Source organism: Xanthomonas citri pv. citri, assembly GCF_000961215.1.
Classification (GTDB): Bacteria; Pseudomonadota; Gammaproteobacteria; order Xanthomonadales; family Xanthomonadaceae; genus Xanthomonas; species Xanthomonas cissicola.
In genome coordinates, this window is record NZ_CP008998.1 from 2918670 (window position 1) to 2943119 (window position 24450).

At 63.2% G+C, this 24450-nt stretch carries 18 protein-coding genes and 2 pseudogenes; 4 read left to right on the forward strand and 16 right to left on the reverse strand.

Annotation, left to right across the window (positions count from 1 at the left end; all coding sequences use genetic code 11):
* Positions 1-75: 75 nt before the first annotated feature.
* A complete protein-coding gene (locus AMD14_RS13180) occupies positions 76-1353 on the forward strand; it encodes a carbohydrate porin (RefSeq protein WP_005933852.1) in 1278 nt (425 codons plus the stop codon).
* Between the two features lie 236 nt (positions 1354-1589).
* On the opposite strand, the gene AMD14_RS13185 is transcribed toward AMD14_RS13180, so the two are convergent.
* From AMD14_RS13185 to AMD14_RS13205, 6 genes and pseudogenes are all read right to left on the reverse strand, one after another.
* Positions 1590-2240 (reverse strand): hypothetical protein, encoded by a 651-nt coding sequence (locus AMD14_RS13185; RefSeq protein WP_011051633.1) that lies wholly within the window; start codon positions 2238-2240, stop codon positions 1590-1592.
* A 40-nt stretch (positions 2241-2280) separates the two neighbouring features.
* A complete protein-coding gene (locus AMD14_RS25505; protein ID WP_052456244.1) occupies positions 2281-6204 on the reverse strand; it encodes a ribonuclease E domain-containing protein in 3924 nt (1307 codons plus the stop codon).
* Between the two features lie 113 nt (positions 6205-6317).
* Positions 6318-6956: a DUF1629 domain-containing protein gene (locus tag AMD14_RS13195; protein ID WP_011051635.1), complete on the reverse strand. Its 639-nt coding sequence runs from the start codon at positions 6954-6956 to the stop codon at positions 6318-6320.
* 166 nt (positions 6957-7122) lie between these two features.
* Positions 7123-7263 (reverse strand): annotated as a pseudogene (locus AMD14_RS24685) (integrase core domain-containing protein); the annotation flags it as partial.
* A gap of 147 nt (positions 7264-7410) precedes the next feature.
* Positions 7411-7743: a hypothetical protein gene (locus tag AMD14_RS13200; protein ID WP_015463336.1), complete on the reverse strand. Its 333-nt coding sequence runs from the start codon at positions 7741-7743 to the stop codon at positions 7411-7413.
* Between the two features lie 58 nt (positions 7744-7801).
* Positions 7802-8302 (reverse strand): hypothetical protein, encoded by a 501-nt coding sequence (locus tag AMD14_RS13205; RefSeq protein ID WP_011051637.1) that lies wholly within the window; start codon positions 8300-8302, stop codon positions 7802-7804.
* 158 nt (positions 8303-8460) lie between these two features.
* Between AMD14_RS13205 and AMD14_RS23490 the strand changes: the two are divergent.
* A pseudogene (locus tag AMD14_RS23490) lies at positions 8461-8659 on the forward strand (phage integrase N-terminal SAM-like domain-containing protein); the annotation flags it as partial.
* A 168-nt stretch (positions 8660-8827) separates the two neighbouring features.
* Here the strand turns inward: AMD14_RS23490 and secF are convergent.
* From secF to AMD14_RS13235, 6 genes are all read right to left on the reverse strand, one after another.
* Positions 8828-9796: a protein translocase subunit SecF gene (gene secF, locus AMD14_RS13210; RefSeq protein WP_011051638.1), complete on the reverse strand. Its 969-nt coding sequence runs from the start codon at positions 9794-9796 to the stop codon at positions 8828-8830.
* 89 nt (positions 9797-9885) lie between these two features.
* Positions 9886-11730 carry a protein translocase subunit SecD gene (gene secD, locus AMD14_RS13215; RefSeq protein ID WP_011051639.1) on the reverse strand — a complete coding sequence of 615 codons (1845 nt, stop codon included), beginning with the start codon at positions 11728-11730 and terminating at the stop codon, positions 9886-9888.
* Between the two features lie 190 nt (positions 11731-11920).
* Entirely contained in the window at positions 11921-12274 is a 354-nt protein-coding gene (gene yajC / locus AMD14_RS13220; protein ID WP_003489768.1) for a preprotein translocase subunit YajC, read from the reverse strand.
* A gap of 131 nt (positions 12275-12405) precedes the next feature.
* Positions 12406-13551 carry a tRNA guanosine(34) transglycosylase Tgt gene (gene tgt, locus AMD14_RS13225; protein ID WP_003489770.1) on the reverse strand — a complete coding sequence of 382 codons (1146 nt, stop codon included), beginning with the start codon at positions 13549-13551 and terminating at the stop codon, positions 12406-12408.
* Between the two features lie 88 nt (positions 13552-13639).
* Positions 13640-14710: a tRNA preQ1(34) S-adenosylmethionine ribosyltransferase-isomerase QueA gene (gene queA, locus AMD14_RS13230; protein WP_011051640.1), complete on the reverse strand. Its 1071-nt coding sequence runs from the start codon at positions 14708-14710 to the stop codon at positions 13640-13642.
* Between the two features lie 118 nt (positions 14711-14828).
* Complete coding sequence (locus tag AMD14_RS13235) at positions 14829-15260, reverse strand: Lrp/AsnC family transcriptional regulator (RefSeq protein WP_003489775.1); 432 nt, start codon at positions 15258-15260, stop codon at positions 14829-14831.
* A gap of 121 nt (positions 15261-15381) precedes the next feature.
* Between AMD14_RS13235 and AMD14_RS13245 the strand changes: the two genes are divergently transcribed.
* The gene (locus AMD14_RS13245; RefSeq protein WP_011051642.1) at positions 15382-16878 is read left to right on the forward strand and encodes an aminotransferase class III-fold pyridoxal phosphate-dependent enzyme; all 1497 of its coding nucleotides are present in this window, start codon (positions 15382-15384) and stop codon (positions 16876-16878) included.
* A 348-nt stretch (positions 16879-17226) separates the two neighbouring features.
* Here the strand turns inward: AMD14_RS13245 and AMD14_RS13250 are convergent, their stop codons facing one another.
* The 4 genes from AMD14_RS13250 to AMD14_RS13265 all read right to left on the reverse strand — a co-directional run bounded on the left by AMD14_RS13250 (position 17227) and on the right by AMD14_RS13265 (position 23315).
* The gene (locus AMD14_RS13250) at positions 17227-17934 is read right to left on the reverse strand and encodes a glycosyltransferase family 32 protein (RefSeq protein WP_011051643.1); all 708 of its coding nucleotides are present in this window, start codon (positions 17932-17934) and stop codon (positions 17227-17229) included.
* A gap of 373 nt (positions 17935-18307) precedes the next feature.
* A complete protein-coding gene (locus AMD14_RS13255) occupies positions 18308-19687 on the reverse strand; it encodes a purple acid phosphatase family protein (protein WP_011051644.1) in 1380 nt (459 codons plus the stop codon).
* Complete coding sequence (locus AMD14_RS13260; RefSeq protein ID WP_015463337.1) at positions 19684-20802, reverse strand: phytase; 1119 nt, start codon at positions 20800-20802, stop codon at positions 19684-19686. Before AMD14_RS13260 ends, AMD14_RS13255 begins: the two co-directional genes overlap by 4 nt.
* Positions 20799-23315, reverse strand: a complete 2517-nt coding sequence (locus tag AMD14_RS13265) for a TonB-dependent receptor (RefSeq protein WP_011051646.1) — start codon at positions 23313-23315, stop codon at positions 20799-20801. Before AMD14_RS13265 ends, AMD14_RS13260 begins: the two co-directional genes overlap by 4 nt.
* Positions 23316-23508: 193 nt before the next feature.
* Here AMD14_RS13265 and upp point away from each other — a divergent pair, with 193 nt between their 5' ends.
* On the forward strand, positions 23509-24141 hold the full coding sequence (gene upp, locus AMD14_RS13270; protein WP_003489787.1) for a uracil phosphoribosyltransferase: 633 nt from the start codon (positions 23509-23511) through the stop codon (positions 24139-24141).
* Positions 24142-24450 lie beyond the last annotated feature (309 nt).

Below are 24450 nucleotides of genomic sequence, written 5' to 3' on the forward strand. Positions count from 1 at the left end.
GCCGCCAGCGGCTTGCCCACCCACTTGTTGTCGCGTTCGCCACCACGGCCACGCCCTTTTGTCCGGAGTCCTGCCATGACCGCCCTCGCCCCCCGCCGTGCCCGCCCCCGCCTGTTGTGCCTGTCGCTGACCCTGGCACTCACCCCGCTCGCCCACGCGCAGGACGCCGCCGACGCCTTCAAGCTCAAGCTGGGCTACACCGGCGAAGCCGCCTCGATGATCGACGGCGGCCGCAAAAGCGGCGACGCCTACGCAGGCCAGTTGATGGTCGGCACCGATGTCGACATGGACCGCCTGTTCGGCTGGAACGGCGCCACGGTGAAGCTGTACGTCACCAACCGCCACGGCACCAACCTGGCCAACAGCAGCATTGGCAACAGCACCTCGGTGCAGGAAATCTACGGCGGCCAGGGCACGCGCCTGGCCAACTTCACCCTGCTGCAGAAGCTCTTCAACGACCGTCTGGAACTGGAAGCCGGCCGCAGCGTGGCCAACATCCACTTCCTCGGCTCGGACCTGTGCCAGTACTTCCAGGGCAACTCGGCCTGCGGCAACCCCACCTTCGTCTTCCGCACCAGCAACTTCACCTACTGGCCGGTCTCCAGCTGGGCCGCGCATGCTACCGCCTGGGTCACACCGAAGGTCTATCTGCATGTCGGCGCCTACGAGGTCAACCCAATCCAGGCGCAGGACGGCCAGCACGGCCTGAACTGGAGCACCAACGACACCACCGGCGTGGTGGTGCCCTATGCCGTGGGCTACAAGAACAAGGGCGGCGACGGCAGCATGGCCGCCATGTACGAACTGGGCGGCTGGCAGGACAACTCCGACTACTCCGACCCGCTGCGCGACCGCAACGGCAACCCGGCCGTACTGAGCGGCTTGGCGTATGAAAACAAGCAAGGCCGCTCGGGCCTGTTCGCACGCTTCGAACAGCAGGTGACCAATCCCGACCCGTCGGGCACACGCGGCCTGACCGTGTTCGGCGCTGTGCTGCAGAGCACCGGCGGCCAAGCGATCGAGGACCATTTCATCCAGCTCGGCCTGGTGCAGAAAGGCACCTTCGCCAGCCGCCCGCAGGACAACATTGCATTTGTGATCACGCAGCAGAAATACAGCGACGAAGCGATCGAAAACCTGCGCCTGGCGCGCGCCTCCGCCGGCGGCACCGGCACCCCGGCCGACAACCAGATCATGATGGAGCTGAGCTACGGCATCCAGGTCACCAAGCGCCTGCGCATCGCGCCGAACCTGCATTACGTCATCAACCCCGACCAGTTCAACGAACCGACCCGCACCACCGATCTGAAGAACGCGCTGATCGCGGGCATGCGGATCGACTGGAATCTGTGACCCGTCAAGAAGCTGCGCGCGTTGCGCGCATGCTTGCCTGCCACCATTGTTTTAAAAGAGTGGCGCGTGCGTTGCATCTGACTGCAATGCAACGTATTGCGTCGGCTCGGTTTTGTTGGGCAATGCCGGATGTAGCCGACGGGTTCGATGAGCCGCTTAGGCGCGACCGCACGCAAGGTGGCTTTTTCGGCCGCCCCTGTCGCGCGCAAGCCAGTGGCTGTAATGACGACGTCGCATCATTGCGAATCTGATGTTGCGCGCAGATTGATCGCTCTGTATTGCCGCTGGTTGCCGTAACGCGGCCCATTCTTCTCGAAGGTGGCACAGAGCCGGCCTTCGCCACAGGGAGCCAAGTCGGCACGGGACACGCGATCCAGGTAGTCGATGGACGCTCGAAGCTGCGCGAGTTCGGTTCGCTTTTCGGTGATCATGCCAACCGAGTAGGCCACCGCACCCAGGCCCAACACGCCGGCCACGAGCATCGTGGCCGATGCAATGCCCATGCGTCGCGTGATCTTTGTTTCCAAGGACTGCTGGGCATGCGCGTAACGGCGAGTGGCTTGCTGCAATGTCTCATCCGCAGTCGCCATTTCTTTGTTGAATCGCTTGGCGGCTGGCTCCAGCGTCTGCGTCAACGCCTGATTGGTCAGTTGCGTTAGCCTCGGCAATGCATTCTCCAGCACCCGATTGACCTTGGCATCGGCGCTGCTGGCCGCGTGTTGGACTACCTGAAGTTGCTCGGCAACCACATCGCGCAACCGTTGTTCGCGCTGCTGCATGGATGCCACCAGCGTCGTCAGCACTTTGACTGTCTCTTGCAACGAGGCGTTCGATGCATTCAACGTGGCCATCATTTCCGCCATTGCGGCCGCGTCTTGCCTGTCCATGAAGTCTCCTGAGCTCGGCTGGTCACGGAAGCGATTTTGACTAACCGCCGCCTCCACCACCACCTCCTCCTCCCCCGCCTCCACCGCCGTCTCCACCCCCACCGCCATCCCCTTGAGGACCGCTCTGCATCGGCCCCTTGGCGAACTCCGGCAAGGTCATCACCATCACCGGCCCGCGGCTGGTGTTGATCTCCGCTGAGACATCCATCCCCAACGCCTGGCGTGTAGCGACGTGCTCCTGGGCCTCCTGCTGGGCCTGCGCTTCCAAGAAATCGTTGCCTCTTTTGATGAGCGCCTGCGTTGCTGCGCTGTTGGCGACTCGGTTCAGCGCTTGCTCGATCGCCAACTCGTTCTTGCTGTCGAGCGCGTAGAGCACTTCGTCCACGTCCGGGTCGCCCGTGATGGATTTGCGCTCAGCTTTCGACGAATCGTTTGGTGTATCTCCTACCCGTGGCCCGCTGGAACGCTGAGCTAGAAGCGGAAAGGACTCGGCTTGCTCAGCCGCTTCACTGGGCGAGCGTCCACTTGGTTGGTGCGCGCTGAATGTATCAATGCTGCCACCCTCCTGGTCTAGCGCCCTCTTTTGAGCGAAGGGATAAGGTTCTCCACGCTCGCGATACTCCCTCCATTCCTTGTGGAAGCGTTCGTCTTCCCGATCCGCCGCCTCGATCTCCTGTTGCAGCTGGCGCAGCGAGCGCATGGTCTCTTCCAGGAACAGTGCGCCGCCCGGGTCTGCGGCACTGCGGTCCTGTGTCGGGGTCGATTGGGTGCGCAAGTCCTCCACTTCTGCCGACCCTGCGGGGAAGCGATTCACAGCGCTGGCTTCCAAGGACTGCTCGTGTGCCTGCGCAAAGTGTTCTGCTGGCCGCACATCCGCTCCATGCTCAGTGAGCGAGCCATCGGAGGGACGGGGCTGCTCGGCCTTGGTTTCTTGCTCAGGATTTGTAAGCGCTGCGGCCTGCGATGCAATCAACGGGTCTGCTGACGCAATCGTTGTTGGGGCCATGACGCGAACCGGCGCTGCCTCCTGCTCACGCGCCACGTCTTGCTGAAAGACCGACGCTTGTTGCATCTCCGCTTGCTGTGTTTGCACATGGTGATGCAGCGCTGGCGGCACCGCATCGGCCTCCGCGTTTTGTGAAGGCTGGCTGCCGAATTCCCGCCCCCCAGAGGGAGGCACTTGGAGGTGCGCAGCATCGCGACTCTCCAACGCATGCGTTTCCAGCGCGCGTGCCGCTTCTTGTGCTTGATGCGGCTGCGCGTCGCCTGGACGAGGCGACTGCGTCCGTGGGTCAAGCGTAGTGTGAGCCGCGCGTTCGCCTACCTGTTGGTTATTCGCCTCGAATCGCTGGTGGGCGTCTGCCTGCTGCAACTCGGGCTGCGGCGTTTGCTGAGCCGGCGCCGTAGTCGGAGCGTGCGGCTGAGGATCGGCTTGTTGCAAGGCGTGCTGGCTGGGGTCTTGCTGCTGCGCTTGCTGAGCCTGATGCTCCTGGACCTCAGTTCGCGTTGCTTCTTGAGCCTGGCGCTCGTGTTGCTCCCGCTGCTGGTTGTCGGCCTGGCGCTCCTGCGCCTGACGTTGCTGGACCTCCCTTTCCTCACGCTCCTGCAGCTCGCGTTGCTGGGTGGTCTGTGCCTGCTGCTCCTGCAGTTGGCGTTCTTGCTGTTCGCGTTGTTGCCCTGCTTGGCGCTGACCTTCCAACAGCGCGTGCGCCTGGACTGCTTGTTCGCTCTGCGAATGATCTTCGCGCTCCGGCTGTGCCTGCTGGAGGTGCTCGCGCACCTGTGCGACGTGTTGCTCTTGCGCAACACGATCCTGCTGTTCGCGTTCTTGTCGCGCCTGCGCCGCGACAGAGGCTTGCATTTGCGCCTGGAGGTCGAGCACTTGCTGCGGACTAGAAGAATCGGAGGTCGAGCTGTCTGCATCTCCCGTCGCTCCGGGCGCCCGAGCAACGGTTGCCGATTCCTGTCGGTGGCCTTGCGCCTCACTCAACGCCTGCCGGATGTCCTCGCTGCTGGTCACGGCCACCACGCGAGTCACCCCATCGCTGCCGCGCTGGAGGTGCGCGATGGGACTGTCATACCCGTATTGCCCCGACGCATTGCGTTGTAGCTGCTGCATGGTCGGCCCGGTGATGCCGTTGGCCTCCATGGTCCGCTGCGAAGCCAACTCCACGGCCTGCTGAGTGTCTGGATTGACGTTCAAATCGACGCCTGCGGCCCGGTAACGGTGTAGCAGTTCGTTGTGCTCCATCTGCACAGCCTTGGGCGCGGGAAGCGCCTGGATCGCTGCCAAGGCTTCCTGAGAGCGCTCGATTGAGGGCTCCCGCAGTTGGTCGGTCAGTTCTAGCTCCACCGCCAGATTGCCACTGGCGACGCCATCCTTGCCGGCCCACTGTCCTGACTCGATGCGCTGGTAAAGCTGAGCGTCCGAACCGAGCACAGTGCCGGGCTTGGCCTGGGCGGCTTGGACGGCCATAGGCACTTCGACACCGTAAGCCGGGGCCCGTTGCGCGGCATGGTTTTCCAGGTAAGCGGCGGCGATGGCTTCGCGCCCCGTGGCGATGTTGCTTTCGATGCGGCCCAGGGCTTCTTGGTTGAGCTGTTGCGCGCGTTCAGGAGAGGCGGTTTGGTGTTCGTAGCTACCCCGGTCGTTCGCACCGGACACGGCGGTTTTGACTTGGCGTTCCCATGCCTGGCTCTCGGGATTGCGCCGCCAGTTCTGGTTGTCTAGTCCAACTTGGTCGCTGGCCCGCGCAGGAAGGTTGAACGGGTCCTGTGGTGGTGGAGCTTTGCCCAGTGCCAACTCCACTGCCTTGGCGCTGGCAAGCGCGCCCAATTCCTGAGACTTTTCGTAGCTCGCCACCACAGGCTGCTCGCCCGGCGTGCGGCGGCCATCCTGGGCCAAGTCGATGGCCGCTTCGCGCTGCCAGTTGCGACCGTTGAACTGCCACTCCACGCCAGTTCTGTCTGTCTGATGATAGATGGCGCGTTTGTCCAGCAAATCGGCGCCCTTGTCGAACGCCTTGCTCATCAACAGCGCGTCGCCAACCACCAACGCCGCAGGCACGAAGCCGCTTCCGCCCCATGCTGCCGCAGTAGACGCACCACCGGCCCAGCCGCCGACGTTGCGCGCCAATGCATGGGTGACTTCAGACTGCGTGGCGGTGGCATTGCCTTGTTCCAGCAACTCTGCCGAACGGCGCGCGGTCAGCACTGCGTCTGCACCTGTCGCCAACAAGCCACCCGAGCGCACCAAGGTACTAGCCGACGCATTGCCCAGCAGCATTTCCATGGACGCGGCACCGCTTTGACCGCGAGGAATTCGCAGCGGTCTGGCGGCTTCTTCGCCCAAGGTGTTCTCAACAACAGCAATACCCCCCGGCGATATGGTCAAGCGTCCACCGTGGTAAGCGTTTGAAATAGCCTGAGACAAACCATGCCGCTGGAGTTCGACTGCACCACCGCGGGTCAGAGGATTGGGGACGCTCTGGATATGTTGGAGTGTGCCCACCACACGGCCTTCGGTATGTGTCACCGCCGCCCAGCCGTTATCCACCGCCGCATAGCCCTTCAGGCTCTGGAGTTGCGCAACATGGGCCTGTCCATAACCGACTTCGTTGCGAAAGAAATTCTGGACGTTTGGGCGAATATCGTCGGCGCGAAGGCCAAGTGGCGCATTGGTGTGCAAATCGCCATTAATGAGACCCACACGAACCGTGTCGCGGAGGGTCTCTACGCGTGCTGCAATCCGATCTAGGGCTTCTGGGTCGCCGCTCCGTGCGTCAATGTAGTCAGTGCTTCGTTGCAAACGCCGCAAGTTTTGCTGGAGCCCGATCTGGTAATCCGAGATAGGACCACCGCTATGCGGTGTGATGCCCAGTGTTTGTGCGAATGCAGGATCGGCTGGCAGGAATATCCGGTTTTCCGGGGCATGAATATCGAATTCCCCCTTTTCTGCCAGCATCTCCAAAAGTGGGCTTCGTTCAAGTGTCCTTTGCTCGATGGCATGGTGGTCTTGAAAACAGGTCCGTTGCGAGGCATGAAGCAGGCTCCTTACTTCTCAGCGTTACCGCACTGCTAGATGTCCGAGGCGTCGATAAACCACAGGCCGTCGGCATCGGTGTCGGTAGCAATACCTGCGGCAGCAGCCGCATCCTTGAAGAACCGATCGCAGAAAACCGTGTCGTTATAAGGGGTCTTGAAAACATGTGCGGCACCTAGCCGGTCATGCTTAAACGTGACGCTTGTGCCACCAGTCAAATCGTAAAACTTACCGTTGATGAACTCTTCGCCAGTCTCGATGGAGAGCATGGAAGTCGACTCGTCCAATGCGTCAATCTCTTGAACCACGTCACAGAGGTAGTAGCGCGGCCCCTCCGCTCCATCGGCGAGGCGGTAGTCTACTTCCGCAAAAGCAAAGGCTTTGGAATCGACCGAGAGCATGACTCGATGAAGCCTCTCAGACACAAGCCAGTAGCCACTAAAACCAGCTTCCAAATCCCGCGGAGGAACACCTTTGCTTGGACTGTAGATCAATTGAGGCTTCTCCCGTAGCGCAGGAAAGCCGCCCCCTTCTGGCAAAAGAATCAAGCGCGGCGGCGTCAGCAATCTATCTAAGTTCACAAAGACGACGCCATGCCCGGGGCCGTTGATCGCGCCCGCTTCGAGGATGAAGAATTCACCAGCCTTAGGCTGATTGGCTGTTGTCGTTTCCATGGGTTGTATCCGTCGTTGATTTATGTCACCGGGATCATTGCGGCACAGTCTAGCGCCGCAGCCTCATTTCCGGAAAGACGGTGCAACGGTAGTGTTCTGTCGACGTCCCCCGATTTTGAGTAGCACCTCAGTTTGGAGTCCAATTCCCTTGTCGACTCTCCGCAATTCAGTGCCAGCCAAAACTAGAGGTCTGCGGCTGATGTTGATCACGGAACTCGGCGGGCGTTAGCCCGCCCACGCTGTCGTGCGGGATCTGCTGGTTGTAGTCGGCCAGCCAGTGTTCGGTCTGTTTGTCGACTCCCCGCAACCCACAACGGTGATGACTGCTGTCCGGAGCCGATTCCCTGCATGCCAGCGAACCGACCGAAGCAGGACTGACAAACCGACTTGCTCCACCACCGCCTAACGCCTGAATTAAGCCGCACCGCGAAGCGGCGTCGGCTTGAATGAATTATTAGGTGTCGTACTTTGCACCAACAATCCCCGCAATCTCACAGAGCGCCAAGCCAAGCTGTTGACCGTGGCACTCAAAGATCTCTTGGACACATTTGCCGTGAGCGTTAGCGATGAGGTCAATTTGATCTTGGCTCAATCCACATGCGGGTATGTCCATAGCGAAATCAACTTTTCCGCCGAGATACTTCTTGAAGATCGGTGTGATCTCCTCGATTGCAGCATCTGATGCGGATTGCGAGAGGCCCGCTGTAGCGTAGTGCCCGCGGATAACCTGCAAGGCATTAGCAAGAGCGTCTTTGCCCCATGTTGGAAATGGAATGATGTTGTCCATAGACACCTAACGCCTGAATTAAGCCGCGCCGCGAAGCGGCGTCGGCTTGAATGAACTGTTATGCCCCTGTCACTGAAACCTTGGGGAATGAATGCTCGTACACGTTTGAATAGACGCTATTCCACAGCTTGTCCTGTGCTACAGCCATAAGCATTGTGTTTCCCGTGCGCTGAAAAATCTCCTCGAGGGTCGACTCCGGGACCAGCACATGATGAGAATTACGAGCCTCAATCGCCACTGGGCACCCGTCAGGTATCTCATAGTTGGACAGCGACGAATAGACCCAGCCGAGCCTGCGCGGGATGCGCTTGAACTCCCATGCATGGCGTAGCCACTCCTTCCAGGTTGGTGGGCGATCACGGTAAAGAAGGGAGATGTTGGAGAGATGCACTGTATGCGGGGATCGGTTCTGAACCGATATGTGAGCGCCTACGGTCTGCTTCTCAATCCCAAATACGATAAGCACCTTGAGACGAGGCCGACTTTGGAAAACGTTCCACGCGAAAACAATCGTTGAAAGGATCGCAGCATAGATCGCAAGCCAGTCTGTTGCCTTCATTTTGGACCTCCGTCGTGACTGGCTGCATGGGCATAACTACTATTGGACCGCCGAAATGCGGTGTTGCACGAGTATCTGCGATCGGTGGCGCTTTGTGAATGGGGGAAATCCTGGCCGCGATCACGGGATAGCACGGTGGAGAGCGGCCTCGCGATCAAGTGCGCAACCGCCTGCGAGCACGACAGCTCCGAGCAGGCCTATCCGAACTGGATACGGCGCTTCATCCTGGCCGGCGGCAAGCGCCATCCGGCGCAGATGGGCCAGGCTGGGGTCAAGGCGTTCCTCACCCGCTTGGCGACCGATGCGCAGCTGTCTGCGGGCACGCAGAACCAGGCGTTGGCTATGCTGTTGTTTCTTACCGCAACGCACTGCGTATCGATCGGCATCACGTGTCCGACAAAATCCCTGGTTTTCACAATCTTGAGTCGTGACATCACAGTGCATAACCGTGAACTAGGCACCCAACGCCAGAAACGAAAAAACCGCGCAATGCGCGGTTTTTTCGTCACACCTTTTGCCAACCGATCAAGGACGACGCGCCAGCGCCTCCACGTCCTTGGCCTTGGGCAGCAGGTCTTGCTTGGTCACCGCGAACGGCCCGATGCTCAGCATCGGCACGGCCACGATTACCGAGGAGATCACCACGATCACCGCACCGATCATGTGCGTCTCGGCCAGGCCTTCCATCGACTCGCCGCCGTAGATGTACAGCGCCAACGCCGACAGGAAGAACATCACCGCGGTGATCACCGTGCGCGAGAGCGTCTGGTTGATCGAACGGTTGAGCACTTCCAGCGGCTCAACGCGCAATGCGCGGAAGTTTTCGCGCACGCGGTCGAACACCACGATGATGTCGTTGATCGCAAAGCCCATCACCGACAGCAGGCCGGCCAGCACGGTCAGGTCGAACTCGCGGCCGGTCAGCGACACAAAGGCCACGGTGACCAGCAAATCGAACAACGCGGTCAGGCTGGCGACCACCGCAAACTTCCACTCGAAGCGGAATGCGATGTAGATCAGAAAGCCCACCAGCATGAACACCGTGGCATACACGCCGTTCAAGGCCAGATCCTTACCGACCTGCGGGCCGACGAATTCGCCAGGCTGCACGGTGGCCGGATTCTCATCGCTGCTCACCGCCTTGCGCACATCTTCGGCAACGGTGCGTGCAGCGTCGTCACGATTATTGTTCTGGCCATGCGGCTGCAGGCGAATCATGACCTCATTGCCGCCGCGCGCGTTCTGCACCTGGGCGTTTTCGAAGCCGGCCCTGGACAGCTTTTCGCGCACCTGATCCACGTCCACGGTCTTCTGGAACGAGGCCTGCACCAGCGTGCCGCCGGTGAATTCCAGCGCGTAGTTGAAGCCCTTGCCGACGATGATGCCGACCGAGGCGACTGCCAGCACCAGCATCAAGATCAGCACCGGCTTGCGCCAGCTCATGAAATCGATCTTGGTGTCGTTCGGGATCAGGTGAAGCGGAAAAATTTTCATCGAAAGATCTTCCTAAAAAGTCCGCACATGGATGTGCGGGCTCTTGCGAGGGACTCGCATTACAGACGGGCTCTTGCGAGGGACTCGCATTAAATAGCGACAGACTTCAGCTTCTTGCGGCTGCCGTAGATCAGCACCGCCAGCGCACGCGAGACCGTGATCGCGGTGAACATCGAGGCGAAAATACCGATCATCATGGTCAGCGCGAAACCCTTCAGCGGGCCGGTACCGAACGCGTACAAGGCCACCGCCACGATCAGGCCGGTCAGGTTCGCATCGAGGATGGTGCCGCCGGCCTTTTCGTAACCGGCCGCGATCGCCGATTTGGCCGGCACGCCGAGCCGCAACTCTTCACGGATACGCTCGTTGATCAGCACGTTGGCGTCCACCGACAGACCCACCGACAGCGCAAGGCCAGCGAAACCCGGCAGCGTCATGGTGGCGCCGAACAGCGACATCACCGCCACCACGATCAGCAGGTTGAACAGCAGCGCCACCGAGGTGATCGCGCCGAACACGCGGTAGTAGATGGTGAAAAACACCAGGGTGAACAGGAACGAGTAGACCACCGCCGTGACGCCACGCTCCACGTTCTCCGCACCCAGGCTCGGACCGATCACGTATTCCTCGACGAAGTCCATCGGCGCGGCCAACGAACCGGATTTCAGCAGCTTGGCCAGATTTTCGGCTTCTTTCTTTTCCAGGCCGGTGGTACGGAAATTCTTGCCAAATACACCCGCGATACGCGTCGAAGGCAGTGCTTCTTCCTTAACTCGTACACTTCGAATTTCCTTGCCGTCAACTACGGTCACAGTTGGAACTCGCTCAATGAAGACCACGGACATCAGCTTGCCGACGTTCGCACTCGTATAGTCAAACATACGCTGGCCTGCAGCATTATTGAGCGTCACATTCACTGCCGGCATTCCGTTTTCGTCATTACCCACCGTGGCATCGACCATCTGGTCGCCAGTCACCAGCGCGCGTTTGTTCAACAACACCGGAGCGTTGCTGTCGCGCAGGCGATAGACCTTGGCCTCCGGCGGAATGTTGCCGCTACGCACGGCATCGTCGGCGTTGCCGTCGACCACGGCGCGGAATTCCAGCGAGGCGGTGGCACCGATCAGGCGCTTGGCTTCGGCGGTGTCCTGCAGACCGGGAAGTTCGACCACGATGCGGTCCTCGCCCTGGCGCTGGATGGTCGGCTCGGACACGCCCAGTGCGTTGACGCGGTTGCGCAAGGTGGTGAGGTTCTGCTCGATCGCACCGCTGGCGATCTGCTTGAGTTCGGCCTCCGGCACCTTCACGGCGATGTTCTGGCCGCTGACGTCGTAGGTCAGGGTCGGCTGCGCCTTGGCCAGCGCCACGCGCGCGGCGTCGGCACTGGCGCCCTCGCCCAGGTTGACCTGGATACTGTTGTCGGCGCGACGCTCCACCGAGCGGTACGGGATACGCGCATCGCGCAAGGTGGTGCGGATGTCTTCGGCAAACCCGTCCAGGCGCTTTTCCAGCGCGGCCTTCTGATCGACCTGCATGGCGAAGTGCACACCGCCCACCAGGTCCAGACCCAGCACCATCGGTCGGCCGCCCAGCTTGGCCAGCCAGTCCGGCACGGTGGAGGCCAGGTTCAGCGCCACGGTGTAGTTCTCGCCCAGCTGCTGACGCAACACGTCGTTGGCGCGTGTCTGCGCCTGCAGCGAAGGCAACCGCACCATCAGGCTGTCGCCTTCTTTCGTGATCGCCTTCGGGGTGATGCCGGCGCTCTTGAGCTCACCGTCGATGCGGCTGCGCAGTGCGTCGTCGAGCTGCGCACCGCGGCTGGCGGTGATCTGCACGGACGGGTCCTTCTGGTACACGTTGGGCAGCGCATACAGCGCACTGACGGCCAGTACCAGCAGGATCAGGAAGTACTTCCAGCGAGGAAATTCGAGCATTGCGACAGTCCCGCGTGGCACCATCCCGGCGCCGCGCCTAGCAGTGAGAACGACTTCAAGCGACCGGTACAACGTCGCCAATGGTCTTCAGATGGATACGGGCGGTACGGTGGAACCAGCGGTTCACGACCTCCGGTTCGACCTGGCGACTGCGCCTGCCTGACAGCGGCGCAGCCATTGCAGGACGCGTTTAGCTCGCCGACTTCAGCGTGCCCTTCGGCAGCACATGGCCCACGGCGCTCTTCTGCACGCGGATACGCACGTTGTCGGCCACTTCCACGCTGATGAAGTTGTCGCCGATGTCGGTGATCACGCCCGCAACGCCGCCGGAAGTGATCACTTCATCGCCGCGCGCCAGCTTGTCCAGCAGCGCCTTGTGCTCCTTCTGACGCTTCATCTGCGGGCGGATCATCAGGAAGTACATCACCGCAATCAGGATGATCGGCAGCGCGAAGGTGGACAGGCCTCCCATCGGGCCGGGTGCCGGCGCGCCGCCAGCGGCCTGCGCCTGGGCAGCGGGGATCAGGAAATCGAGCAGGTTCATTCAGTGCATCCTAGTTTGGTGCCAGCGCGCCCATGGGCCCGCTCGCTATTCAGGTACCGCCGGGGCGGAACAGCCGGGAATTATGCCACGCAGGTTCCACGCCGTCCGCGCCGGGGCGCGGGCGGCCGGTCTCAGCTGGTTTCCCCCGGCAACGGCGGTGTGGTGGCGCCGCGTGCCGCATAGAAGGACCGCCGGAACTCCACAAAGGTTCCCGAAGCGATCGCTGCGCGCATGTCGGCCATCAGTTTTTCGTAGTACCAGAGGTTGTGCAGGGTGCCCAGCATCGGCGCCAGCATTTCGTTGCAGCGGTCCAGATGGCGCAGGTAGGCGCGCGTATAGCCGCTGCTGCAGGCATGGCAACCGCAGCCCGGCTCGATGGTGTCCAGGTCGCGCTCGTACTTGGCATTGCGGATGCGCACGGTGCCGAACGAGGTGAAATAGTGGCCGTTGCGCGCGTTGCGGGTGGGCATGACGCAGTCGAACATGTCCACCCCGCGGGCCACGCCTTCGACCAGGTCTTCCGGGCGGCCCACGCCCATCAGGTAGCGCGGGCGCTCGGCCGGCAGGCGCGGATGCAGGTGTTCGAGCATGGCATTGCGTTCGTGCTCGGGCTCGCCCACTGCCAGCCCACCGATCGCATACCCATCGAAACCAATGGCTTGCAGGCCGTCCAGCGAGCGGCTGCGCAGATCCGGATGCACCCCACCCTGCACGATGCCGAACAGCGCCGCATCGTTGCCCAGCCCGTCGTGCGCATCGCGCGAGCGCTGCGCCCAGCGCAGGCTCAGCTCCATCGAGCGGCGCGCGACGTCCTCGGTGGCCGGGTACGGCGTGCACTCGTCGAAGATCATCACGATGTCCGAATCGAGCACCTTTTGAATTTTCATGCTCTCTTCGGGGCCCAGGAACACCCGCGCGCCATCGGTCGGCGAGGAAAAGGTCACGCCCTGCTCGGTGATCTTGCGGCGATGCGCCAGCGAAAACACCTGGAAGCCGCCGGAATCGGTGAGGATGGGCCCATCCCAGCGCGCAAACCCGTGCAGCCCGCCGTGATCGCCGATCACCTCCAGACCCGGGCGCAGATACAGATGGAAGGTGTTGCCCAGGATGATCTCCGCACCCAGCGCGCGGATCTGCTCGGGCAGGATGCCCTTGACCGAGCCATAGGTCCCGACCGGCATGAACGCAGGCGTTTCGACCGTGCCGCGCGGAAAGGTCAGGCGCCCACGCCGGGCATGCCCGTCGGTGGCTTGGAGTTGGAACTGGAGTCGGGACATTGAGGGGCCGGGAATGGGGAGTGGGGAGTGGGGAATCGGGAATGGGAAGAGCGGTTGGCAGGTGGCTGATCGTTCGGCGGGTCCCGCCTTACGATTCCCCATTCCCGAGTCCCGATTCCCGGCCCCACAACAACATCGCATCGCCGTACGAAAAGAAGCGGTAGCGCTGCGCGATGGCGTGGTGGTAGGCGGCGAAGATGCGCTCGCGGCCGGCGAAGGCAGAGACCATCATCATCAAGGTGCTTTCGGGCAGATGGAAGTTGGTGACCATCGCATCGACGCTGCGGATGCGGTAGCCGGGCAGGATGAAGATCTGGGTTTCGCCGGCGAATGGCTGCAATTCGCCTTCGGGCGCGGCCTCGGTCTTGCGCCAGGCGCTTTCCAGCGAGCGCACCACCGTGGTGCCCACCGCGATCACGCGGCCGCCGCGGGCACGCGTGCGGCGCACCTGTTCCACCAGCGCCGCCCCGACGTTGAGCCACTCCTTGTGCATCACATGCTGGTCGAGCTTGTCCACCCGCACCGGCTGAAAGGTGCCGGCACCCACATGCAAGGTGACGTGGCCGAACTCCACCCCGCGCTCGCGCAAGCGTGCCAGCAGCGGCTCGTCGAAATGCAGCCCGGCGGTGGGCGCGGCCACCGCACCGACTTCGCGCGCGAACACGGTCTGATAGCGTTCGCGGTCTTCCACGCCCGGCTCGCGGCGGATGTAGGGCGGCAGCGGCAGGCGGCCAGCCTCCAGCAGCCAGTGCTCCAGCGGGGTCGGGATCTCGAAACGCAGCAGATAGAACTCGCCATCGCGGCCCAGCACCTCGGCCTGGCCACCGGCATCGAGCGCGATCAGGCTGCCGGCCTTGGGCGACTTGCTGGCGCCGATCTGTACCCGCGCCTGACGCTCGCCAAGCAGGCGCTCGATCAGGATTTCCACCCGCCCGCCGCTGGCCTTCTGCCCGAACAAGCGCGCCGGAATGACCCGGGTGTCGTTGAAGATCAGCAGATCGCCGGGCTGCAGCAGCTCGGGCAGGTCGCGCACCTGGCGGTCGGCCAGCGCCTGCGGCGATGGCGGCACCACCAGCAACCGGCTCGCCGCGCGCTCGGCCAGCGGCGCCTGGGCGATCAGTTCGTCGGGCAGGTCGTAATGGAAATCGGACTTCTTCAAGGCCGCGGGATCGTTGTCTGGGTAGCCGCATAGTGTAACTGCGGCCGGGAATCGAGAATTGGGACTGGGGAATCGGACGGGCGGCAGCGCTTCCGATTCCCTATTCCCGATTCTCCATTCACCGCTCGAATTTGGTCGACAGGATGATCGCGCTGGTCGTGCGCTCCACGCCGTCGATGGCGCCGATGGCGTCGGTGAGCACGTCCATCTCGTTGACGCCGCCGACCACCCCCAGGGCGACCAGGTCGTAGGCACCGCTGACCGAATGCAGCAGGCGCACTTCCGGAATATCGCGCAGGGCCTTCACCACGGCAGGCATTTTCTTGGGCAGCACGGTGATCAGGATGTGCGCGCGGATGCGGCCCTGCTCGTAGTGGTCATGCGTGCGCACGGTGTAGCCGCTGATCACGCCGTCGCGTTCGAGCTTTTCGATGCGGCTCTGCACGGTCGTGCGCGAGAGCCCGAGCCGCCGCGCGATCTGGGCGGTGGAGGCGCGTGCGTCCTCGCGCAGCAGCGATAACAGGCGTTCGTCGGACGGGGTGATCTTCACATTGCGCATTCGTTTCGGCGAATCGCCGAAAATATCGTACTTCTTGCCCAGATTCACGCTGCCAAACGCCGATCTTCTGCCGATAATAGGAAGGGAACGCCACCTTTGAAGGAGATGCGCCATGTCCGTCCTTGCCCCGCTCGCCCCGCTGCGTGCCCATAGCGGCCGCCGCCTGACCGAAGGCCTGGACGACGCGACCATCGCGCGGCTGGCCGTCAGCCACCCTGACCTGCAGCAGGCCATCCATGCGGCGGCAGCCGAATACGCGCTGGTGCGCGATGACGCCGCCGACCTGCTGGACCTGGACGAAGAGGCGCAGATCGGCGCAGTGCAGGAAGGTTTCATCAATTTCTACGCCGACGATGCAGTGACGCCTTACGTGGCACTGGCCGCACGCGGACCATGGGTGGTCACGCTCAAGGGCGCGGTGCTCTACGACGCCGGCGGCTACGGCATGCTCGGCTTCGGCCATACGCCGGCCGCGGTGCTCGAGGCCATGGCGCGCCCGCAGGTGATGGCGAACGTGATGACGCCCAGCCTGGCGCAACGCCGGCTCGATCGCGCCCTGCGTGCCGAGATCGGCCGCAGCCGCGGCGGCTGCCCGTTCGCACGCTTCATGTGTCTCAATTCCGGCTCCGAAGCGGTGGGCCTGGCCGCCCGCATCGTCGATACCAACGCCAAGCTGCACACCGACCCCGGCGCGCGGCACGCCGGTGCCACCATCAAGCGCCTGGTGGTCAAGGGCAGCTTCCATGGCCGCACCGATCGCCCGGGCCTGTATTCCGATTCCAGTCGCAAGACCTATACCAAATACCTGGCCAGCTATCGCGACGAGGATTCGGTCATCGCGATCGCCCCGTACGACGTGGCCGCATTGCAACGCGCCTTCGATGAGGCCGCGCGCAATCACTGGTTTATCGAAGCGGTATTCCTGGAGCCGGTGATGGGCGAAGGCGACCCGGGGCGTGCGTTGCCGGCCGAGTTCTACGCCGCCGCGCGCGCGCTCACCCGTACCCATGGCAGCCTGTTGCTGGTCGATTCCATCCAGGCCGGGCTGCGCGCGCATGGCGTGCTCTCGGTGGTGGACTACCCGGGGTTCGAGCAGCTCGACCCGCCGGATCTGGAGACCTATTCCAAGGCGCTCAACGCGGCCCAGTACCCGCTGTCGGTGCTGGCGGTGACCGAACACGCCGCGCAGGTGTATCGCAAGGGCACCTACGGCAACACCATGACCACCAACCCACGCGCGCTCGATGTGGCCTGCGCCACGTTGGCCTTGTTCACGCCGCAGGTGCGCGACAACATCCGCATCCGCGGTGCGCAGGCGATTGCCAAGCTGGAAGCGCTGCAGGCCGAACTCGGCGGCTTGATCACCAAGGTGCAAGGCACCGGCCTGTTGTTCTCCTGCGAACTTGCACCGCAATTCAAGTGCTACGGCGCCGGTTCCACCGAGGAGTGGTTGCGCCATCGCGGCGTCAACGTGATCCACGGCGGCGAGAATTCGCTGCGCTTCACTCCGCATTTTGCGATGGATGAAGACGAGCTCGATCTGCTGGTCGGCTTGATCGCGCGTGCGCTCAAGGAAGGCCCACGCCAGGTGCAGGCCGAGGCGGCCTGATTCGCTCAACGCGGCATGCCGGCGCGTATGGCGTCGGTGTGCTGCAGATGGCTGATAGGTCTGCTACCAGTTCTCTGCGGTGTGCCTTGGAACCCTGATCGGTGTCAGCGACAGTGGCGCAAGCCTCGGTTGCGTCCACCGATCCAGGCTGGGCCATCAGCCATTGTCCGGCCTGCGTTGCCTGGTCCGAATTCGCGCAACACCTGCAACACACGATGCGAAGCGAATTGAACATGCAAGCTTGCGCTCGCATAAATCGCCGGCGGCATGCAGGGAAATGACCTCACTCAGATTCGACCCGAGCGGCCCTGCCCCAGGCCGATTGCCCTATCACGCGCACGCTGCCACTCAAATCGGCACAGCGTTCAACTTGCGGCGCAGGTAGTTGGTCAGCGCACGCCGCGGCGACTTGCCGCGCCACGAAGCCCAGCACAGGTGCGAGCCGACCGCGCTCTTGCCGCCACGATGGCCAAGCCCGAACCAGGTGCGATCCGGGTGGAAGGCATCGCGTGGCGGGAACAGGATGTCGGCGAACTGCCCACCGTGCGCGTTGTAGAAACGCGTCAGTCCACGCGGGCCCGAAATCATCGGAATCTCGCGGTGGTCCTGCAGCGTTTCCGGGGCATGCGCGGTAAAGATGTGCTCGATGAACGCGCGCCAGAACGGATGCCCGGGCTCGGAGCCGAACACGGCATTGCCGATCTTGAAGTCTTCCTGGCCCGGCGCACCTTCCTCGACGGGCAGCACGCAATGCTGCGACAGCACCTGCGCATCGAGCGGTCGTAGCAGTTTGTAGTCGGTGTCGAAGTAGAAGCCGCCATGTGCGTGCATGTACGCGCAGCGGGCGATATCGGCTTTCATCACACCGAAGCGAATCTGCTCGTAGCGCTCGGCAAACTCGGGGAACGCACGTCGCATCAGCTGGGAGTTATCGGCATCGTCCCAGACGTAACAGGTCCATCCAGGCAACAGGCGCTGCAGGCGATCGCAAATCCTGCGCTCTTCCCATAGCAGCTGCTTGGTGGGCGCGGTCAGGTGAATCAGTTGGGGAATCATGGGCGCGACTCTGGCTGTGGGGGAACCGAGCCGCCACCGCAGTGCCGCATCGATTCGGCTACCTGGTCGCTGGCCCGGCCGCACCAACCGTAGTCGCACTATCGACGTGACATAAATCGCACTCGCTGATGATCAAACGCGCGCCCATAGAAACAAGCTATGCAGATGCGAAGTCCCGAAACAACGCGTAACTGCCGTCGAAATCCGGATTAAACCGCTTGCTGCCTTGTCATATTCAAGGCGGCAGCGGGTACGTCGAAGAAGCTAGCGGAGGACACACCGCTAGGTGCACCTAGCACGCAGAAACTCTGCGCACTGCTGGCTCTGCCCACCAGCAGCACGGCATTGCGGACAGGCTGTTGCCTGCCCTCGCTCATTCCCAGCATCGATCCGCACGCCCCTTGAGCGTTGCACTGCGCGGGCAATTGCGCGGCGCAATGCGTCCGGCCTCGCGTTCGATCAAGCGTTTGCTGCCGTTGCTGTCGCGTTGCAGTTCGAACGCGTCGTAGAGACGTCCGGTGGCCGTGCGCGATTCGTACACCAGATGTTGGCTATCCAGACGCAGCACCTGATAGAGCTGGGTGTCTTCGCCCACCGGGCGCATGGTGGTGCGCGCCATGTCCGACAGGCGGTACTGCTTGGGCCCGGCGACCGAGACCACGAATACCGGTGTCGCCTGCCCGGCCGCATCGCCGCGCCGGCCATAGGTGTGGTCGTGGCCCTGCAACACCAGATCCACCTTGTGGCGGCGGATCACCGGCAACACCTGTTCGACCAACTTTTCGTTTTCGCGATCGGCGCGCGGCGAAAAGAATGGCTGATGGATCAGCACGATCGACCAGGGATGCGGGTTGTCGGCCAGCACCTTGTCCAGCCACTGCGCCTGCGCGGGGCCGGTGCCCAGATCCAGCGCCGAGGTGCCGTCGAGCACGGCAACGCGCACGCCCTGGTAGTCGAACCAGTAGCTGGTGCGCGCGGCGGCCGACGGTCCGTTGCGCGGCAATGCAAAGGTCACCGGCCAATGACTGCCGAGAATGCGCGTTGCCTGCGGCGTGTCCTCGCCTTCTTCGTGATACTCGTGATTGCCCGGCGCTGGCGCCACTGCAGTGCCTTCCAGCAGCCAGCGCCCGGCCTCGAACCACTCGGCCCATTCGTTGTCGTCCTGGCCGTCCTTGCCGCTGACCAGGTCGCCAGCGAACAAGGCCAGCCGCGCGTCCGGTGCCGAGCGCCAGGCCTGACGGATCACCCGCGAGACCAGGCTGAGGTTCTTGTTCTGGGTATCGCCGAAATACAGCAAGGTCAGCGGCGTGGTGGCTGTGGCAGCCGTGCGGAAGTGATTCCACGCGCCCCAGGTTCCCTGCCCCTGCACGCGGTACGCGTACATCGTGTCCGGCTGCAGCCCATCGACATCGGCGCGATGGTGATGCGAGCTGCCGTTTTCGCTGGCGAGCGTCAGCGTGCTCGCCCGAATGCGTCGGGGCGTGCCCACATCCGGCGAATCGCCGGCGACCACCAGTTCCAGCCAGGGCCTCTCGACGCTGGCATCGGTGCGCCAGGCAACCGCAAACCCGGTGGCCGCGTCCTGGGCGGGGGTGGCAACGATGCGGTCCGGGAAGCCGTCGGCAACATAATGCATGGAACCCGCCGGCACCTGCGTATTGGGTTCGGCAGCGCGGTCGGCCGCCGACGCGTGAATGCTCGTGGTTGCGATCGCTGCCAGCAACGCGTAGATCGATGCGCGCCCGGCCATCATGGCGTGCACTCCTTCAGGCGCAATGTCCGCGCGATATCGCGCCAATCGAACGCGGCCACCGCCTGGTCGTCATGCAACGCGTAGAACACGCCACCCGGAAAGCGCGCATCGCCGCGTTGATCCAGCCACACGCCATCGGTGTTGGCGGTCACGCGGCCGGCAAAGGCGCCGACATGCGCCAACGTCTTGCGATCGAAGACCTGGAATACGCTGCGGTCCTTGAACTGATCGGTGGCGATCCAGTAGCCACTACCGTCGCTGCATGCGAACAGGCCGATGCCCTCGGCCTGCGCCTTGAACAGCCCGGCGCCGACGTCGCGGCCGCGATACCGCCCGTCCATGCCGTAGTCGCGCAACTGCGTGCCCACGGCCACGTCCTCTTCGGCAATCATCAGCCGCGCATTGGCTTCATCGCCGAACACCGATTCGGCAATCCGCACCGCGCCGGCTTCGCTGGTGTCGCCAAAACTCTGCGTCAGGCGTGCCTGCCAGCCCTGCCCTGCAGCATTGAGCTGATAACGCCGAAAGCGCTGGCCAAGTTCGGCCAGCGGCGGCGGCAAATCCTTGTTGGCCGGCGACATGTAGTTGTCGCTGACCACCACCTCGTAGCCGCCATCGTGCTTGCGTACCCACAGGCCGTAGGGCTCGCGCAACTCGTTCTGGCCAAACGCCGTCACCGGCGTGAGATCGGGCAAGTGGAAGACCTGCACGCGCCGGTTGTCGCGCTCCACCACGAACACCAGGTCATCGACCACCGAGATGCCATTCGGCCGGTCGAGTTTGCCCAGGGCCTTGCCCTTGCCGCCGACCACGTGCAGCCGCTTGCCGCTGTCGCCGTCGAACACCACCAGCGCATGCGTGCCCTTGGCCGTGGCGATCACCCAACGGCGGCCATCCGGCGCCAGCCAGCTGGCCGGCGAATCCAGGTTGTCCGATGGCGTCAGCGCGGTGATGAAGGCTTCCGGCACCACGTCGTGCGCCACCTTGGCCTCGCTGAGCAAGGGATCCTTCAGCAGCGCTTCGTCGGCTTCGCGGCCGGCCGGGGCGCTGGCGCAACCGACCAATGCGGCGGCGGACAGCAGCGTGATCTGCACGAAGGTGCGTGGTGCGATCACAGCGCCACCTTCAGGCCAAGCGCGTAGGTGCGGCCGTACTCTTCATTCTGCAGGGTGCGCGAGCGGATGCCCTGATACAGCTCCAACGGCTCATCCAGCAGGTTCTGCGCTTCCAGATACAGGCTGACGTGGCTGTTGAATTGATAGTTCATGCTGAAATCCAGCTGCGTGTGTGGGGCGACGTAGATATCGTACGCACGGCTCTGCCCGATGGTGTCCAGATATTGGCTGCGATACACCGCCGCCACGCGCGCGCTGAACCCGTATTTTTCGTAGCCCAGGTGGCCGCTGTAGATGCGCTTGGACGCACGCGGCAGGGTGAAGTCATCGCCGGCACGATTTTCCAGGCCCGGGTTGAAATCGCTGTCCAGCACCGTGGCGCTGGCACCCACCAGAAAGCCATTCCAGCCCTCGGGCAGGAAGTCCAGGGTCTGCTGCCAATTGAATTCCGCGCCGCGCACCTTTGCGGTGTCGCCATTGATCGAGCGTGTGACCTGCAGGCCCGGAAATTCCGCATCATCGGTATTGATGATCTGCACGATGTAGTCGTCGATCGACTTGTGGAACACGCCCAGCGAGATCACGCCGGTGCTGCCGATGTATTTTTCGAACGACAGGTCCAGATTCTGCGAGCGGTACGGATCGAGATCGGGGTTGCCCAGACTCACCTCGTTATCGCCACGGTTGATGCTCACGCGCGGCGACACATCGCCGAACGCCGGGCGCGACAAAGTCTTGTTGGCCGCAAAGCGCAGTACCCAGTCATTGCCACTGTCGTAACGCAGATGCAGGCCGGGCAGCACGTTGGTGTAGCTGCTGGAGGCCTCGCGCGGCGTCACCGTGGCGGTGCGGCCATTGGCTGCCACGTCAACCTGGTTGCCGGTGGCATTGAACTGCGTATTTTCCACCCGCACGCCGGCGATCATGCGCAGCGCGCCGATGTCCCAGGTGCCCATCGCATAGGTGGCGAAGACATCTTCGGTGGCCGTGTAATCGTCCTGCAGCGAGGTCTGCAGATTGCCGCCCACATCTTGCGGGCGCGCACTGTACAGATCGCCGGAGGTGTTCCAGTAGCGGCGCATGCCGTCCGAGCCAATGCTCTGGCCCAAGGTACCGCCACGGTGTTCGGGCGCGGCGGTGGTCCAGTCGCTCAGGTCGATGGCCGGCCCACGACGCAGCTCGCTTTCGTCCACGTTGACCCCGCGCTCGCGCCAGCGGCCGAGCACGCCCATCTTCAGGCTGGAACGCTCGCCGTCGAAGCGCACATTGATCTGCGCGCTGCGCTCGCTGTCGTCCACCTGCGTGGGCGCAATCACGAAGCGATCGAATACGAAATCATCGTTGCTCTGCCAACCGTTGTCGGAAAAGCCCAGCTTCGGAATGCCACTGCGCTGATCCACCGTGGCCGCCAGATCGTCGCCGTCGTAATTGAAGCGCGCTTCCTTTTCATCGTTCACGCGTTCGCGGGTCTTGGTGTAGCCCAGCTTGTAATCCACGGTGGCAGCGCTCAGGCGGTTTTCGCCGCCCACGCTCAATGCCATGGTGTCTTCCTTCTTGGTGCGGTAGCGCACGCGCTTGGAAATGCTGTCGGCCGGCAGGTTGGCCACGGTATAGGTGCCGTCGCCATTGGCACTGACCTCGCCATCGCTCAAACCGAAGATGGTGCGCTGACGCGTTTCGGCATCGTCGAAGCGGCTGTAGAGCGTGCGCAGGTAGTAGCGGTTATCCGCGTCCGGGCGCCAGTCCAGATTGAGGTTCGCACCCATGCGGGTGCGTTCGATGAAGTATTTGCGGCGCTGCACTTCGCCGGCGAACAGATCGTCGTCCGCGCCGCCGTCGAAGGTGTCGTAGGCCACTTCGGTATTGTCCGATTCGAACTCGCGGTCCTGGTAGTTCGCACCCACCGCCACCCCGAAGGTGCCATTGAAGATGTCGCTGTAGTTGAACGCGCCCTTCGGGCTGGTCTTGCCCGACAGCGATTGGTGGCTGGCTTCGATGGAGCCGCGCAACGTGCGTCCGTCGCGATCGAAGGCGGAGGTGGATTCCACCTGGATCGCCCCGCCGATGGAATCGCCCGGCATGTCCGGGGTCGGCGACTTGACCACCTTCAGGCGCTCGGTGGAATCGGAGGGAATCACGTCCAGCGGTGCCGAGCGCGTGCCGTCTTCCGGCGTGCCCATGGTCATGCCGTCGATGGTGACGCTGTTGAGCGACGAATCCAGGCCGCGGATGACCACGAAGCGGCCTTCGCCCTGGTCGCGCGTGACGCTGACGCCGGGCAGGCGCTGCAAGGATTCTGCAACATTCTTGTCCGGATAACGTCCCATCGCATCGGAGGCGACGGCATCCTGGATGGCATCGGAGGCACGCTTGAGATCGACTGCGCGCTCCTGCGCTTCCAGCTGCGGGCGCACCTCCAGCCGCTCCAGGTCGATTGCCGCAGCGCTGGCGGCGCCGCCAGTGGCCGCACCCTCGGCCGCATGCGCCAGCGGACTCCACGTGGCCGCAGCCAACGTCAGCGTGATCGCCAGGCAGAGCGGAGTCTTGTTCTACACGGGTGCTTCCCCAATCGGTTAAGAATGGGTGGGCACACTATGTCTACGACGTTTCACTGACATGACATATGCATCGGCGATCACACCCGAAATGTGGCGACACACCGCGCGGCTGCGGCACACTGTGCCTCTCTCCCGCCTGCCCCCACCCATGAAAATCGTCGAAGTCCGCCACCCCCTCGTCCAGCACAAGATCGGCCTGCTGCGCGATGCCGCCTTGAGCACCAAGGGCTTCCGCGAACTGGTTACCGAACTGGGCACGCTGCTGGCCTACGAGGCCACCGCCAACCTGGACACCGAATCGCACACCCAGCCGGGCTGGGCCGGCCCGGTGACGGTGCAGCGCATTGCCGGCGCAAAGATCACCTTGGTACCGATCCTGCGCGCCGGTCTGGGCATGCTGCCCGGCGTACTGGCACTGATTCCTGCCGCACGCGTGAGCGTGGTCGGTCTGCAGCGCGATGAAGAGACCCTGCAACCGGTGCCCTATTTCGAACGCCTCACTGGCCGCCTGGAAGAACGCGACGCACTGATCCTGGATCCGATGCTGGCCACCGGCGGCACCCTGATCGCCACCATCGACATGCTCAAGCGCGCGGGCGCACGGCGCATCAAAGGCATCTTTCTGGTCGCTGCGCCGGAAGGCCTGAAGGCGCTGGAAGCGGCGCACCCGGATGTCGAGGTCTATACCGCGGCCATCGACGACCACCTCAACGACAAGGGCTACATCCTGCCCGGCCTGGGCGATGCAGGCGACCGGATCTTTGGGACGCGGCTGGAGTAAGTTTAAGCCCCTCTCCCCCGGGAGAGGGGTTGGGGTGAGGGTACGGCATGCCAGTGTTCTTGCTGCCGCCCTACCCTCATCCGGCGCTACGCGCCACCTTCTCCCGACGGCAGAAGGAAATGCCGCAGCGCGTCCGATCTCGATCATGTTGCTGGTTATAGCTAAAAGCGTCATTCAGAGATGCAGGTGACCGAACCTTTGGTACGCAGGCAGCATGAATTGCAGCAGCTCTAAGCCCCTCTCCTGCGGGAGAGGGGTTGGGGTGAGGGTACGATGTGTCGGTGTTCCTGCCGACGCCGTACCCGCATC

Bases quoted from the DNA above. Each gene is read 5' to 3' on its own strand.
- AMD14_RS13180 (WP_005933852.1), top strand. From the start codon at position 76: ATGACCGCCCTCGCCCCCCGCCGTGCCCGCCCCCGCCTGTTGTGCCTG.
- tgt (WP_003489770.1), bottom strand. From the start codon at position 13,551: ATGTCCCGACTCCAGTTCCAACTCCAAGCCACCGACGGGCATGCCCGG.
- AMD14_RS25505 (WP_052456244.1), bottom strand. From the start codon at position 6,204: ATGCTGGCAGAAAAGGGGGAATTCGATATTCATGCCCCGGAAAACCGG.
- AMD14_RS13245 (WP_011051642.1), top strand. From the start codon at position 15,382: ATGTCCGTCCTTGCCCCGCTCGCCCCGCTGCGTGCCCATAGCGGCCGC.
- AMD14_RS13255 (WP_011051644.1), bottom strand. From the start codon at position 19,687: ATGATGGCCGGGCGCGCATCGATCTACGCGTTGCTGGCAGCGATCGCA.
- AMD14_RS13185 (WP_011051633.1), bottom strand. From the start codon at position 2,240: ATGGACAGGCAAGACGCGGCCGCAATGGCGGAAATGATGGCCACGTTG.
- AMD14_RS13205 (WP_011051637.1), bottom strand. From the start codon at position 8,302: ATGAAGGCAACAGACTGGCTTGCGATCTATGCTGCGATCCTTTCAACG.
- AMD14_RS13200 (WP_015463336.1), bottom strand. From the start codon at position 7,743: ATGGACAACATCATTCCATTTCCAACATGGGGCAAAGACGCTCTTGCT.
- AMD14_RS13195 (WP_011051635.1), bottom strand. From the start codon at position 6,956: ATGGAAACGACAACAGCCAATCAGCCTAAGGCTGGTGAATTCTTCATC.
- secF (WP_011051638.1), bottom strand. From the start codon at position 9,796: ATGAAAATTTTTCCGCTTCACCTGATCCCGAACGACACCAAGATCGAT.
- AMD14_RS13250 (WP_011051643.1), bottom strand. From the start codon at position 17,934: ATGATTCCCCAACTGATTCACCTGACCGCGCCCACCAAGCAGCTGCTA.
- secD (WP_011051639.1), bottom strand. From the start codon at position 11,730: ATGCTCGAATTTCCTCGCTGGAAGTACTTCCTGATCCTGCTGGTACTG.
- yajC (WP_003489768.1), bottom strand. From the start codon at position 12,274: ATGAACCTGCTCGATTTCCTGATCCCCGCTGCCCAGGCGCAGGCCGCT.
- upp (WP_003489787.1), top strand. From the start codon at position 23,509: ATGAAAATCGTCGAAGTCCGCCACCCCCTCGTCCAGCACAAGATCGGC.